Source organism: Nitrospirillum amazonense (assembly GCF_029594735.1).
In the GTDB taxonomy this organism is placed as follows: Bacteria; Pseudomonadota; Alphaproteobacteria; order Azospirillales; family Azospirillaceae; genus Nitrospirillum; species Nitrospirillum amazonense.
On record NZ_JARPAF010000002.1, the window covers coordinates 169,609 to 183,283 of the forward strand.

General features: G+C 69.2%; 11 protein-coding genes. 1 reads left to right on the forward strand and 10 read right to left on the reverse strand.

All coding sequences use genetic code 11. From position 1 onward, the window contains the following. Positions 1-5 precede the first annotated feature (5 nt). From P5F91_RS06855 to P5F91_RS06885, 7 genes are all read right to left on the reverse strand, one after another. Positions 6-428, reverse strand: coding sequence for a DsrE family protein (locus tag P5F91_RS06855; protein WP_277906870.1), 423 nt, complete (start codon positions 426-428; stop codon positions 6-8). Then, positions 425-1,237 (reverse strand): HesA/MoeB/ThiF family protein, encoded by an 813-nt coding sequence (locus P5F91_RS06860; protein ID WP_277906871.1) that lies wholly within the window; start codon positions 1,235-1,237, stop codon positions 425-427. The genes P5F91_RS06855 and P5F91_RS06860 overlap by 4 nt, the downstream gene beginning before the upstream one ends. 174 nt (positions 1,238-1,411) lie before the next feature. Next, positions 1,412-2,383, reverse strand: a complete 972-nt coding sequence (gene cysK, locus P5F91_RS06865) for a cysteine synthase A (protein WP_145610934.1) — start codon at positions 2,381-2,383, stop codon at positions 1,412-1,414. A gap of 15 nt (positions 2,384-2,398) precedes the next feature. After that, positions 2,399-2,854: an RrF2 family transcriptional regulator gene (locus P5F91_RS06870; RefSeq protein WP_004273531.1), complete on the reverse strand. Its 456-nt coding sequence runs from the start codon at positions 2,852-2,854 to the stop codon at positions 2,399-2,401. A gap of 17 nt (positions 2,855-2,871) precedes the next feature. Further along, complete coding sequence (gene dut, locus P5F91_RS06875; protein ID WP_186454754.1) at positions 2,872-3,351, reverse strand: dUTP diphosphatase; 480 nt, start codon at positions 3,349-3,351, stop codon at positions 2,872-2,874. Next, on the reverse strand, positions 3,351-4,673 hold the full coding sequence (coaBC, locus tag P5F91_RS06880) for a bifunctional phosphopantothenoylcysteine decarboxylase/phosphopantothenate--cysteine ligase CoaBC (RefSeq protein ID WP_277906872.1): 1,323 nt from the start codon (positions 4,671-4,673) through the stop codon (positions 3,351-3,353). The genes dut and coaBC overlap by 1 nt, the downstream gene beginning before the upstream one ends. Positions 4,674-4,964: 291 nt before the next feature. Next, positions 4,965-9,824, reverse strand: coding sequence for an NAD-glutamate dehydrogenase (locus P5F91_RS06885; protein WP_145610931.1), 4,860 nt, complete (start codon positions 9,822-9,824; stop codon positions 4,965-4,967). 282 nt (positions 9,825-10,106) lie between these two features. Between P5F91_RS06885 and P5F91_RS06890 the strand changes: the two genes are divergently transcribed. Further along, positions 10,107-11,207 (forward strand): NUDIX hydrolase, encoded by a 1,101-nt coding sequence (locus tag P5F91_RS06890; protein ID WP_338424066.1) that lies wholly within the window; start codon positions 10,107-10,109, stop codon positions 11,205-11,207. Between the two features lie 241 nt (positions 11,208-11,448). Here P5F91_RS06890 and P5F91_RS06895 read toward each other — a convergent pair whose 3' ends face one another. The 3 genes from P5F91_RS06895 to P5F91_RS06905 form a co-directional block, all read right to left on the reverse strand. Beyond that, the gene (locus P5F91_RS06895) at positions 11,449-11,640 is read right to left on the reverse strand and encodes a hypothetical protein (RefSeq protein ID WP_040848183.1); all 192 of its coding nucleotides are present in this window, start codon (positions 11,638-11,640) and stop codon (positions 11,449-11,451) included. A 152-nt stretch (positions 11,641-11,792) separates the two neighbouring features. Next, a complete protein-coding gene (locus P5F91_RS06900) occupies positions 11,793-13,184 on the reverse strand; it encodes a class I SAM-dependent RNA methyltransferase (RefSeq protein ID WP_145610930.1) in 1,392 nt (463 codons plus the stop codon). Next, positions 13,181-13,648: an acyl-CoA thioesterase gene (locus tag P5F91_RS06905; protein ID WP_246134400.1), complete on the reverse strand. Its 468-nt coding sequence runs from the start codon at positions 13,646-13,648 to the stop codon at positions 13,181-13,183. Before P5F91_RS06905 ends, P5F91_RS06900 begins: the two co-directional genes overlap by 4 nt. Positions 13,649-13,675 lie beyond the last annotated feature (27 nt).

Consider the following 13,675-nt stretch of genomic DNA (forward strand, 5'->3'; position numbering starts at 1 on the left):
GCGGATCACAGGTGGATAAGATGGGCGCCTGGCGGGGTCGCCTGCAACAGCGTCACCACCCCCGCCGTTTCCACCGTCACATCGGGACGCAGCGCCGGCTTGTCCAGCCCCAGCACGCGCCAGCCCATCTCACAGGCCATGACGCGCACCCCCAGGGGGTCCAGCGACTCGGTCAGCTCCGCCAGGGTGGCGACGTTGGTCTCCGCGAATTGCCGCTCGCGCTCGATGGCGGTGCTGCCGTCATCCGCCGGGTCCAGGCCCATCCAGCCGTCGCCCGCCAGCAACAGGCGCAGGGCGCGACCGGTGACGAACAGCAGGGCGGGGCGGCCGATGGCCGCCGCCGCCGTGGCCATGACCAGGGCGTAATGCACCCGGTCGAAGCCGCCCGAGTGCAGCACGATGGAAAGCCCCGGTTGAGTGGTCGTCATGCTGTCTCTTCCCCCGGCCCCGTTTCACCGGGCAGGGCGGTGATGCTCGGGTGGCTGCCGCACAGCGGGCAGTCGGGGTCCGGCTTCACCCGAACGGTGCGGAAGGAGGCCCCCAGGCTGTCATAGAGCATGAGGCGGCCGGACAGGCTGTCGCCGATGCCCAGAAGCTCCTTCAAGACCTCCAGCGCCTGCAGGGATCCCACCGTACCGGCCAGCGCACCCAGCACCCCCGCCTCGGAACAGGAGGGCACCAGGCCCGGCGGCGGCGGTTCGGGAAAGACGCAACGGTAGCAGGGATGGGGGTGGCCTTCGTGGGCCTTAAACGTGGAAATCTGCCCATCGAAGCGCAGCATGGCGGCCGACACCAACGTGCGGTGCTCGAAATAGCAGGCGTCGTTCAGCAGGAAGCGGGTGGCGAAATTGTCCGACCCGTCGGCCACGATGTCGTAACCCCGTATCAACTGCCGGACGTTGCCGGGGGCCAGGCGCGTCCGGTGCACCTCCACCACCACGTCGGCGTTGATGGCGCGCAAGCGGGCGGCGGCGCTGTCCACCTTGGCCTGGCCCAGCGAGGCCATGTCGTGCACCACCTGTCGCTGCAGGTTGGACAGATCGACCGTGTCGTCGTCGACGATGCCGATGCGTCCCACCCCGGCCGCCGCCAGGTACAGCAACAGCGGCGCGCCCAGACCGCCGGCGCCCACCACCAGGACGGAACTGGCCAGCAGCCTGGCCTGCCCCTCCCCACCGACCTCCTTCAGGATGATGTGGCGGGAATAGCGCTCGATCTGTGAGTCATTAAAGTCCATCGCGCCCTCAAGCGCCGGGCGCGGCCATCCGGCCGCTTGGCTATCCTCGCAGCGCCCTGCGGTGCTCGCTCCGGCGACCGCAGTCGCGGCCTAGATTAAGTAAGGAATGAACCTAGCGGAAAAAAGGGGGACCGGCGCTGTGACCGGTCCCCCCTTAGCGCCGATCCAGGCCGATCAATCCAGGCCGTCGAACAGGCCGGTGGACAGGTAACGCTCGGCGAAGCTGGGCAGGATCACGACGATCTGCTTGCCTTCGTTCCCCGGGCGGGCGCCCAGTTCCAGGGCGGCGGCCAGGGCGGCGCCGGAGCTGATCCCGACGGCGACACCTTCCAGCTTGGCCACCTCGCGCGCCGTCTCGAAGGCGCGCTGGTTGGAAATGCGCAGCACCTCATCGATCAGGTGGGTGTCCAGGATGTCGGGCACGAAGCCGGCGCCGATGCCCTGGATCTTGTGCGGGCCCGGCAGGCCGCCGGACAGCACGGGGCTGTCCTCCGGTTCCACGGCCACGGCCTTGAAGCTGGGCTTGCGCTCCTTGATCACGCTGGCCACACCGGTCAGCGTGCCGCCGGTGCCCACGCCGGAAATCAGGAAGTCCACCCCGCCGGCGGTGTCGGTCCAGATCTCCTCGGCCGTGGTGCGGCGGTGGATCTCCGGGTTCGCCGGGTTCTTGAACTGCTGCAGGATGTAGGCGTCGCCGGCCTCGGCCGCCAGCTCCTCCGCCTTGGCGATGGCGCCCTTCATGCCCTGGGCCGGCGGGGTCAGCACGATCTCGGCGCCCAGCAGCTTCAGCATGCGGCGGCGTTCCACCGACATGCTTTCCGGCATGGTCAGGATCAGGCGGTAGCCCTTGGCCGCGGCCACAAAGGCCAGCGCGATGCCGGTGTTGCCCGAGGTGGGCTCGATCAGCAGGGTGCGGTCGGGAGAGATGCGGCCGTCGGCCTCGGCGGCCTCGATCATGGCCAGGCCGATGCGGTCCTTCACGCTGGACAGCGGATTGAAGAACTCGCACTTGCCGATGATGTCGGCCTTCACGCCGTGGGCGGCGGCCAGGCGCTTAAGGCGCACCAGGGGGGTGGCGCCCACGGTTTCCAGGATGCTGTCGTAAACGCGGCCGCGGAAGGCGGCGCTGGGGGCGGTGTCAGCCATGGTTCGATCCCTTCCTTAGATGCTGAAGTCCAGCTTGTGGGTCGCTTCGCTTTCGATGCCGGCACGGTGGGCGCGCAGGCACAGATCCTCAATGGTGGTCTGGTCCAGGCGGCGCATGCAGTCGTCCTGCAGTTCGGCCCACAGCGGGCGCACCACCTGCCGGCCCAGCTCGGCCCCCACCGCCTCTTCCATGGGATCGGTGGCCTGTTCCAGGGCGCGGACGATGCGTACGATCTCACCCACCGTGATGCGGCGGCGTTCACGCGCCAGACGGTAGCCGCCCCGGGGGCCGCGCACGCCGGCCAGTATGCCCGCCCGCACCAGGGCCTGCAGCACCTGTTCCAGGTAACGCTTGGGGATGCCCTGCCGCGCCGTGATCTCACCCGACTGCACGGGTTCGGAGCCGGCGTTGTAGGCGATGTCCAGCACCACCTCGATGGCGAACATCAGCTTCTTGGAAATCCGCAGCATCCCTTCCCCCATTTTTATCAGCCCGCCCGGCCGGTGGCGGTCGCGGTGACGCCGGTGGAGCCGAAGCCCCCGGCGCCCCGGGCGGTCTCATCCAGGCTGTCCACCTCTTTCCACTGAGCGCGCTCGTGGCGGGCGATCACCATCTGTGCGATGCGCATGCCGCGCTCGACAGTGAAGGGCTGGTCCCCCAGGTTCACCAGGATGACGCCCACCTCGCCCCGGTAATCGGCATCCACCGTGCCCGGGGCGTTCAGCACCGTGACGCCGTTCTTCAGCGCCAGGCCCGACCGCGGGCGCACCTGCGCCTCGAAGCCCACCGGCAGGGAAATGGCCAGGCCCGTGGGCACCAGCGCGCGGCCCAGGGGCGGGATCACCACCGGGGCCGACACGGCCGCCATCAGGTCCAGGCCGGCGGCCTGGGCGGTGGCATAGGCCGGCAGGTCCAGGTCCCGGCCATGGGGCAGACGGGTGACGGCGACGGTAACGGCTTCGGTCATCAAACGGGTTCCGGACTGTTGTTGCTTGTTGAAAGGGCGATGGGGGGCGGCAGGGTGTCGGCGATGGCCTGGGCCAGGCGCACCGCCACCTCGGTCTTGGACAGACGCGGCCAGGTTTCGATCAGAGGGGCCTCGGGTTCCGCGCCCCGGCGCAGCAGATGCACCTGGTTGTCGTCACCACCGAAGGTGCCGGTTCCGGTCGCCACGTCATTGGCGACGATCCAGTCGCAGCCCTTCTTGGCCAGCTTGGCGGCAGCATAGGTCAGCACGTCGCGCGTCTCGGCGGCGAAGCCCACCACCAGGCGGGGTCGCGCCGGGCCGGCCTGGGACAAGGTGGCCAGGATGTCGGGGTTCTCCGCCAGGGTCAGGGTGGGTGGGCCGTCCGGGCCCTTCTTCAGCTTGTCACCCGCGGCGGTCGCCACGCGCCAATCGGCCACGGCGGCAGCGCAGACGGCGATGTCGGCCGGCCCGTCGGGTGTTTGAAGGGCGGACTGGCTGGCGGCCAGCATCTCGGCCGCCGTCTCCACCCGCACCACGCGCACGCCGGGCGGGTCGGCCAGGGTCACAGGGCCGCTGACCAGGGTCACGTCGGCGCCCAGCGCCGCCAGGGCCGCCGCCACGGCGTGGCCCTGCTTGCCGGAGGACCGGTTGGCGATGTAGCGCACGGGGTCGATGGGTTCATGGGTGGGGCCGCTGGTCACCACCGCGCGGCGCCCCGCCAGCAGATCACCCACGGGCGGTTTCGGCGCCGACTGTTCCGCGAAGAAGGCGGCGATGCCGGCCACGATCTCCATCGGTTCCACCATGCGGCCGGAGCCGACCTCGCCGCAGGCCATGTCGCCGGCGGCGGGCCCCAGGCGCCGGACGCCGCGCTGCTCCAGCGTGCGGACATTGGCCTGGGTGGCGGGGTTGGTCCACATCATGACGTTCATGGCCGGTACCACCATCACCGGCTTGTCCGTGGCCAGCAGCGCCGTGGTCGCCAAGTCATTGGCCATGCCGGCGGCCACGCGCGCCAGGATATCGGCGCTGGCCGGGGCTACCACCACCAGGTCGGCCTCGCGCGACAGGCGGATGTGCCCCATCTCCGACTCATCGGTCAGGGAGAACAGGTCGGTGTAGACCTTTTCCTCCGACAGGGCGGCCACGGACAGGGGTGTTACGAATTGCTGCGCGCCCTCGGTCAGAACGGCGCGGACGCGAACGCCGCGTTCCTTCAGCCGGCGGATCAGTTCCAGGCATTTATACGCCGCGATGCCGCCGGAAATGACCAGCAGCAAGCGCTTGCCATTCAGAACGCTGTAATCCGGGGTCGCGGACAAGGGGCACCTTCGGAACCGGTTTCCCCAAGGGATATCAGGGAAACGACATCACCCACCGGACAATCTTCGCAATGCACGGGTATGTGATGTGAAATCAATAAATATGAAGTCGCCGGGCTTTGCGCAAGCGACAGTTCGACGCCATCGCCCACAGCGCAGATGGCGGAGAATCGGGGTTGAAATTCACGCAAAAACTTCCCCGGGTTTGAGATCTTATTCCCTCGGCCGCCGGGGACGGCGCCAGCGGCATGGGGACGCGCCCCATGCCGCTGGTTCTGCCGTACAGGCCGATCAGCCGGCCGTCAGGCCGCGCAGCTGGCGGGTGGCCACGGCCAGCATGGCCACGTCCAGGTGCGCCACGCCGCGCAGTTCGGCCAGCAGGGACTGGATACGGTCCAGCGGACCGGACTTGGCGGCGAGCCAGCCGTCGATCAGGGCGGTGGCATCGTCGCCCTCGCCGGCCAGCACGCGGGCCGCAAGACGGCCCTGCAGGCCGTAGAGGTCGTCGATGATGGCGCCCAGGGCCTGGCGCTGCCAGTGGGTGGTGGTCTTCACCGCCTCCGCCCGGCCACGCAGCCAGTCGAAGCCCAGCCGTTCGCCCAGCGCGAAGTGGACGGCTGCGACCGTCTCCACCCCACGGTTGGTTTCGACCGCGATCTGGCTGATGTCGGTGGCGGCCCCCAGGGCGGACAGGGCCGCCACGTGGTGGGCCAGCTCAGCCGGCACGCCGGCCTGCTCCAGCTCCTCCTTCTTGGCGGCCAAGTCGGCGGCGGCGTCGGGCGACAGGATGTCGGCCAGCGCCTTGGACAGCACCTTCACCGCCGGGGCCAGACGGGCGATGCCGGCCGCCATGTCCAGGGGGTGGGCGTTGTTGAGCAGAGTCCAGGGCACGGCGCGGCGCAGCAGGCGGCGCGTGGCCAGGCCCATGGCCGCCTGGGTGGCCGCCGGGACCTGGTTGTCCAGGGCGTCGATGGCCTTCCACACCGCCGGCAGGCCATAGGCGTCGCGGGCGATGTGATAGGCGCGGGCGACATCCGCCTCGCCCAGGCCGGTCTGCTCCACCATCTCGGCCACGAAGCTGGGACCGACGCGGTTCACCATGCTGTTGGTGGCCACGGTGGCGATGATCTCACGGCGCAGCTGGTGGCCGGCCACAGCCTGCGGATACTGCCGCTGCAGGCTCTCCGGGAAATACTCCACCAGATCGGCGGCCATCTTGGCATCGTCCGGCAGGTCGGAATTCAGCAGCTTGTCGTACAGGTCGATCTTGGCATAGGCCAGCAGCACCGCCGTTTCCGGCCGCGTCAGACCGCGGCGGGCCTGGGCGCGCAGCGATACCTCCTCATCCGTCGGCAGGAACTCGATGGCGCGGTTCAGCTTGCCCGCCTTTTCCATGAGCCGCATGAAGCGGGCCAGGTCGTCCAGCGTGTCCGGCGCCACCGCCTCGTCAATGGAAAGGGCCTGGGTCTGCTGGTAATTATCGGCCAGCACCAGCTCCGCCACGTCGTCGGTCATGGTGGCCAGCAGCGCGTCGCGCTGGGGCAGGGTCATGCTGCCCTTGTCCATCACGTCGCGCAGCAGGATCTTGATGTTGACCTCATGGTCCGAGGTGTCGACGCCGGCGGAGTTGTCGATGGCGTCGGTGTTGAGCCGCACGCCGGCCTGCGCCGCCTCGATGCGGCCGCGCTGGGTGAAGCCCAGGTTGGCGCCCTCGCCCACCACCTTGGCGCGGACCTGGCGGCCGTCGATGCGCAGGGCGTCGTTGGCCTTGTCGCCCACCTCGGCGTTGCTCTCGCCCCCGGCCTTCACATAGGTGCCGATGCCGCCCAGCCACAGCAGATCCACATCCGCCTTCAGGATGGCCTGCATCAGCTCGGCCGGGGTCAGGCGTTCCGCCGTAATCCCCAGGGCCGCCCGGACCTCCGGCGACAGCGGGACCGACTTGGCCCCACGCTCGAAGATGCCGCCCCCCTGGGACAGCTTGGACTTGTCATAGTCCGCCCAGGAGGAGCGCGGCAGGTCGAACATGCGCTTGCGCTCTTCCCAGCTGCTGGCCGCATCCGGGTTGGGGTCCAGGAAGATGTGGCGGTGGTCGAAGGCGGCCACCAAGCGGATGTGCTTGGACAGCAGCATGCCGTTGCCGAACACGTCGCCCGACATGTCGCCCACGCCCACGACGGTGAAGTCCTGGGTCTGGCAATCCCGGCCCAGCTCACGGAAGTGGCGCTTCACCGCCTCCCACGCGCCGCGCGCGGTGATGCCCATCTTCTTGTGGTCGTACCCGGCAGAGCCGCCGGAAGCGAAGGCGTCGTCCAGCCAGAAGCCGTAGTCGCGGCTGACCCCGTTGGCGATATCGGAGAAGGTGGCCGTGCCCTTGTCGGCCGCCACCACCAAGTAGGGATCGTCACCGTCCAGGCGCACCACGTCCTGGGGCGGCACCACCTGGCCCTTCACCAGATTGTCGGTGATGTCCAGCAGGCCGCGCATCATGGTCTTGTAGCACTCGATGCCTTCGGCCAGCGCCGCCTCGCGGCCGGCGGACGCCGGCGGCGGGTTCTTCACCACGAAGCCGCCCTTGGAGCCCATGGGCACGATGACGGCGTTCTTCACCATCTGCGCCTTGATCAGGCCCAGGATCTCGGTGCGGAAATCCTCCTTGCGGTCGGACCAGCGGATGCCGCCGCGCGCCACCTTGCCGCCGCGTAGGTGCACGGCCTCGACCCGGGGGCTGTAGACCCAGATTTCCACCATGGGCCGGGGCAGCGGCAGATCGTCGATGGACCGGCTGTCCAGCTTGAACGACAGGTAGGCCTTGGGCTGGCCGTCGGCGCCCTTCTGGAAGAAGTTGGTGCGCAGCGTGGCGCGGATGAGGTTCAGCATCCGCCGCAGGATGCGGTCCTCATCCAGGTTGGTGACCTGGTCCAGGGCGTGGTCGATCTCCACCACCAGGCCCATGCGCCGGCTGTCCACCTCTTCCCGGCCCAGCTTGGCCAGGATGGCCGGATCATGGGCCAAGTGGAACAGGCGCACCAGCAGCTTGGTGATGCCCACGTGGGCCGCCAGCGTGTCCTCGATGTAGGACTGGGAGAAGTCGAAGCGCGCCTGGCGCAGGTACTTGGCGTAAGCGCGCACCATGGTAACGTCGCGCCAGGCCAAACCGGCCCCCAGCACCAGCTTGTTGAAGCCGTCGGTCTGGGCCTCACCGGTCCAGACGCGCATGAAGGCGTCCTCGAACGCCTCCTTCACCGCATCCAGCTCGACGGCCTGGCCGTTGGCCATCTTCATCTCGAAGTCCTGGATCCAGATGGACTTCTCGCGGCCGGGCAGACGCACCTCGTGCGGGCCGCCTTCCGCGAGGATTTTCAGGCCCAGATCCTCCAGCATGGGCAGGGCCTGGGACAGCTGCACCGGCGTGTCGTCGTGGTAGACCTTGAAGAACAGCTCGTGCGGCTCGGCCTCCACAGGACGGTGCAGGTTCAGCGCGATCTGGCCGGTGGCCGCCACCGTCTCCAGCCGCTCGATGTCCATCACGGCGGCTTCGGGGCTGTAGGTCTCGCGATAACCCTCGGCCAGGGTGCCGCGGCGGTAACGGCGGGCCAGCCGCAACCCGACCTCCTCGCCCTTGGCGTCGATCAGGGCCTGCTGCAGGCGTTCGCCCCAGCCGCGCGCCGCCTCGATCAGGGTCTCCTCGACGTCGCGGACGTCGTAGTCCGGCACCTTGCCGGGGGTGGTCTGGATGATAATGTGGGCGCGGGCCAGCGCGCTTTCCGACAGCATCACATGGTATTGCGTCGTCTTGCCCTCGAACGCCGTCTCCAGGATGCCCTGCAGCTTCAGCCGCAGGTCGGTGTCGTAGCGGTCGCGCGGGACGTAGATCAAGGCGCTGACGAAGCGTTCGAACGGGTCTTTGCGCACGAACAGGGCCACGCGCTGACGGTCCTGCAGGTGCAGCACGCCCATGGCGATGTCGAACAGCTCGTCATCGCTGGTCTGGAACAGCTCATCCCGGGGATAGGTCTCCAGGATGTGCAGCAGGGCCTTGCCGTCGTGGCTGGATTTGTCGAAGCCCGCCCGCTCCAGCGCCCGGTTCACCTTCTGACGCAGGTAGGGGATCTCGCGCGCCGTGCGGTTGTAGGCGACCGAGGTGAAGAGGCCGACGAACAGCCGCTCGCCGATCTCGACACCCTGGTCGTCGAACAGCTTCACCATCACGGCGTCCAGCGGCGCCGGGCGGTGGACGGTCGAATCCTTGTTGGCCTTGGTCACCATGATGGCGCGCGGCTGGCGCACGAAGGCGCGCACGTCCGGCGGCAGCTGGGAGAAGTAGCGCAGGCCGTCGAAGACCGAGACCTCGTCATCGCGCAGGATGCCCAGGCCGGCGCCGGCCAGGATGTCCAGCGTGTCCTGGCCATCCTCCTTGCCGAAGCGGTATTCGCGGACGCCGAGGAAGATGAAGTGGTCGTCATCGATCCAGCGCAGGAAGTCCACGCCCTCCGCCACCTCGGCGGCGTCCAGGGACTGGCTGCTCTTCCGCGACTCGTCGATGGTTTCGGCCACGCGGCTGCGCATGGCCTCGAAGTCCTCCACGGCGGCGCGCACGTCCGCCAGGACATGGACCAAGCCCGCGCGGACCTTTTCCAGCAGTTCAGGAGAGGTCTGCTGATCGACCTCCACATGCATGAAGCTTTCGGCCTTGGCGTCGGCGGGGGCGGCGTGCGGCTCATACAGCTCGACCAGGCGGCCGTCGGCGTCGCGCCTCACCTTCACCACCGGGTGGATCACCAGGTGCACCGTCAGGCCGTGGCGGTTCAGTTCCGCCGAAACGCTGTCCACCAGGAAGGGCATGTCGTCGTTGACGATCTCCACCACCGTGTGGGGGGCATGCCAGCCGTCCTGCTCCACCTTGGGATTGCAGACGCGCACCTGGGCGGTGCCGGCCTTGCGCACGGCGCCAAACTGCCACATGGCGATGGCGGCGCCGTACAGCTCATCACTGCTGCTGCGCAGGATGTCGTCAGGGGGCACGTTGGCGTAGAACTGCCGGACGAAACGTTCCGCCGGGGCGGCCTTTTCCCGAGACAGGCGATCCCGCACCTTGGCGGCGATCTGCTCGGTCAGTTCGGATTTGCGCTGTTCTGCTTTGAGCGCCATGGGTCTCTCTCCCGAAGTCGGACCTTCTCTCACGACATGTGGTCGCCACACGGCGGCCGGCCCGTTAATTCGCGGGGCCTACCATAGGCAAATCATGGTGGGGAAACGAAGCGGCATCCTGCGGCTTAGGACAATAAGCAGATTGTCGTCTTTTAACAGGTGCCCGTGAACTTTCTCTTGCTGTCAAAAGCGTCTCGGACAACACATTCTGTCGCGCCCCGGGACGGGCCTCCGCCCCGGGTCCGGAAAAGGTGCCCCGAAAACAGATTTGGCGGGAGACTCGTGACCAGCGCCCAGGCCCCCCAGCCCCAGCCCGGCCAGCCCATCCCACAGCCCATGGGCGAGCGCGCCTCCATCGGTCTGACCGCCGTGATCGTGGCGGTGACGCGGGAGGTGCCGCGCGTGCTGGTGGTGCGCCGCCTCACCCATGACTTGGCGACGCCACAGCAGCAGGCCAGCGGCGACTGGGACGCCCTGCCCTTCGGCCCCTTCGCGCCGGAGCGCCACCGCACCCTGGAACAGGGGCTGCGCCGCTGGGTGACGGAGCTGACGGGCCTGCCCCTGGGCTATGTTGAGCAGCTCTACACCTTTGGCGACCGCTATCGCGATCTGCGCGAGGTGGACGGCGACGCCCGTGTCGTCTCCATCGGCTATATCGCCCTGACGCGCGAGGCGCCGCTGTCGGGATCCGGGGCCGCCGAATGGCACGACTGGTACAGCTATTTCCCGTGGGAGGATTGGCGCGACGGCCGGCCGGCCATGATCGCCCGCACCCTGCTGCCGGCGCTGGAGCGCTGGGCCGAGCATGATCCGGAATTGGCGGCCGCACGCCGCGACCGGGTGCACACCACCTTCAGCCGTGACGACGACGCCTGGGACTATGAACGGGTGCTGGAGCGGTATGAGCTGCTGTACGAGGCAGGCTTGGTGGCGGAGGCGCCGCGCGACCGCGCCGTGCTGGCCCGCCTGGCGCAGAACGGCAAGCTGCCAGCCGACGTGGCCGGCCTGTGGTCCGGCCCGGTGCAGCCCGAGGCGCTGGCCGCCACCGGCATCCCCATGGCCCAGGACAACCGCCGCATCCTGGCGGCGGCGCTGGGGCGGGTGCGGGGCAAGCTGAAATACCGGCCGGTGGTGTTCGACCTGCTGCCGCCGCAGTTCACCCTGTTCCAGCTGCAGCGCCTGGTGGAGGCGCTGTCCGGCGTACGCCTGCACAAGCAGAACTTCCGCCGCCTGCTGATCGCCGGCGGCCTGGTGGAGCCCACGGGCGCCCTGGAAGTGCGCACCGGCGGCCGCCCGGCGGAACTCTACCGCTTCCGCCGCGAAATCCTGCGGGAACGCGCCGCCGCCGGGGTTGGTCTGCCCACGATACGCATTACCGAGTAATATTTATTGGTCCGCCTCAGACGCCAGCGGGCCATCAGGCCCTTGGCTAAACCTCGCTTTGCAGTCCGCTGCCGCTCCCCGCAAAGCTCCGGCGGCCGCAGTCGCGGCCTAGCCCGGTTCCGTCACAAGCAATATGGCACGGAGCGTAGCGACAAGGCCACGACCGTGGCCGCCGCAGCGAGCACCGCAGGGCGCAGCGAGGAAGCCAAGTCCCCGGATGGGGACGCCGGCGTTTGAGGAACTATTCCAGATACGCATCCACCTCGGCGGCGGCGCGGTCCAGCGGCCAGTCCAGACGGTCGATGATCTGTTCGACGGCGGTGTCGGCGTCCAGCGTCCGGCGGCCCAGCCGGTCCAGGATGTCGTTCAGCACGTTTTCCTCCGCCACCGTGGCCGGGGCGTAGGACTTCAGGATCTCAAGCGCCTTGCTCATGGGACTGACGGACTCGCTTCTGGATTGCGCCACCGGGGGTGCGGTTATAGCACGTCATCGCGCCCCCCGCACAGCCGCACCGGCCTGGCCACGTCACCTTTAGCGCCACTGCGGCAGACTGGTAACGCTGCCCCCATTCCTCACGGCATCCATCACGGCCGGCGGAAACGGGCCGCGACCTCCAGATGGGGGGACCATAGGAACTGGTCCACCGGCACCAGGCGCTCCAGGACGTAGCCGCCCTCCAGCAGCAGGGCGGCGTCGCGGGCGAAGCTGACCGGGTTGCAGGAGATGGCGACCACCACCGGCACGGTGGATGCGGCCAGGGCCGCCGCCTGGGACGCGGCGCCGGCGCGCGGCGGATCGAACACCACCGCCTGGTAGGCCGACAATTCCGCCGGGGACAAGGGTTCCTTGAACAGGTCGCGGCGTTCCACCGTCACGGGATGGCCGCCGCCCGCCATGCGGGCCGCCGCCTCCAGCGCCGTGATGGCGACACCATCGCCCTCAACCGCGTGCACGGGCGCCAAGGTGGACAGGGGGAAGGTCAGGGTGCCGCTGCCGGCGAACAGGTCGGCTACCCTGGCAGCACCCTTCGCCCCGGCCAAAGCCTCCGCCACCAGCGCGGCCTCGCCCTCAGCGCTGGCCTGCAGGAAGGACCCCGCAGCGGGCGATACCGCCACCGGGCCAAAGCGCACCACGCCGGTGCGGCGGAGCGCGATGGGCTCCGCCGGCGCGCCCGGCCGCTTGGACCAGGTGAGGCGGGCCAGGTCATGAGCCTCGGCGAAGGCGCCCAGCTTTTCCAGGGCGTTCAGGTCGGGCTGCGGCAGTCCCACCAAAAGGACGTCCGGCCCGTCGTCCAGCAGGGTCAGCGCCACGTCCAGCGTATGCTCGTCCGGGAGCAGATCCAGCAGCAGGGCGCGCAGGGGAGCGACCAGCGCCATCAGGCGCGGCGCCAGCACGGTGCACTCCTCGATGTCCACCAAGCGGTGGCTGGCGCGCTCATTGAAGCCCAGCCACAGGCGGCGGCCCCGGCGGGCGGCCGCCAGCACGGCGCGCCGACGGGCATGGGGCGGCGTGCGCACCAGCGGAGCCATGGGCAAATTGGTGACGCCGGCGCGCGACAAGGCGTGGCGCAGCTGTTCCACCTTCCAGGCGCCGTAGGTCTCAGCATCCATATGCTGCAGGGTGCAGCCGCCGCAAGTGCCGAAGTGGCGGCAGGCGGGGTCGGCACGGCCCGGCCCCTCGGCGAGCAGCGACACCGGTTCCACCAGCCAGCCCTCGCCGCGCTGCTGGGCGAAGCGCACCATCAGCCGGTCGCCCACCAGGGTCTGGGGCACGAACAGGCGGTGGTTCGGCCCATACGGCTCCTGCCAGTGGGCGACACCGTCGCCCAGGGCGCCCACGCTTTCCACCGTGATTTCGATAGGGCCGCTGGTGGGCGGCTCCACCGGCGGACGGGCGGCAGGACGGCGGGACTGGTGGCGGCCGGCGGAAGGCTTGCCGCGCGCGGGGGTGGGCCCGGGGGAGGAACGGCGGCTCACAGCAGGGTCTCCATGACGGGGCGCAGATCATCGGGGATGGGGGTGGGGCGATGGCTATCGACATCCACCAGAACGGAGACGGACAGGGCGGTGGCGTGGCACCGGCCGCCAACGAACAGGCCGCTGCCCGTCGTCCACGACGTGCGGCCCAGGCGCACCAGGCGGGTGCCGATGCGCACGGCGTTGGGGTAGGTGATCTCCGCCAGGTAATCGATGGTGATCTTGCGCATCACGATGGCATGACGGTCGAAACCCACCCGGCCGCGCAGGGCCTGGTGCAGCGCCACGCGGCCCGATTCGAAATAGACCCCGAAGGCGTTGTTGTTGACGTGGCCCACCGGGTCCAGGTCATTGAAACGCACGTGCTCATCCGTCCAGAAACGGTAGCTGCCGGCGTCGGCCAGGTCGAAGGGCGGGTCGGCCGCGTCGCTGGAGGCAGACGGAAGCGGGGTCGGGGCGGACACTGGCGTTAAGTTCCTGTGACGGGGCGG